At 65.7% G+C, this 265-nt stretch carries 1 protein-coding gene; it reads right to left on the reverse strand.

The window, feature by feature from the left end; translation table 11 throughout:
- Positions 1-265, reverse strand: a 265-nt coding sequence (locus tag SB725_RS31765) for a hypothetical protein (protein WP_410923423.1), incomplete at both ends; no start/stop codon positions are given.

The raw sequence follows: 265 nt of genomic DNA on the forward strand, positions 1-265 counted from the left end.
GTACGCGAGCGCATTGCACAGCCCCATCGTCTCGGGCAGCGGGATCGCGTCGAGCATGTCGGCGCGGCTCAGCCCCGCGAAGTTCAGCGCGCGCAGCAGGATCTCGTCGTGTCCGTACTCTTCGGAGAAGAAGCGGTTGAGCGTCAGTCGCACCGGCGTGCTCGGCACGTAGGACAGCACGGGCGCATCGAAATAGCTTTCGCGGAACAGGAAGTGCCAGTTCTCGATCACCATGCCGATCGCGAGCCGCTCGGGCAGGTCGCCC

It is taken from the genome of Pseudomonas sp. SIMBA_041, from assembly GCF_046535095.1.
Taxonomy (GTDB): Bacteria; Pseudomonadota; Gammaproteobacteria; order Pseudomonadales; family Pseudomonadaceae; genus Aquipseudomonas; species Aquipseudomonas mucoides.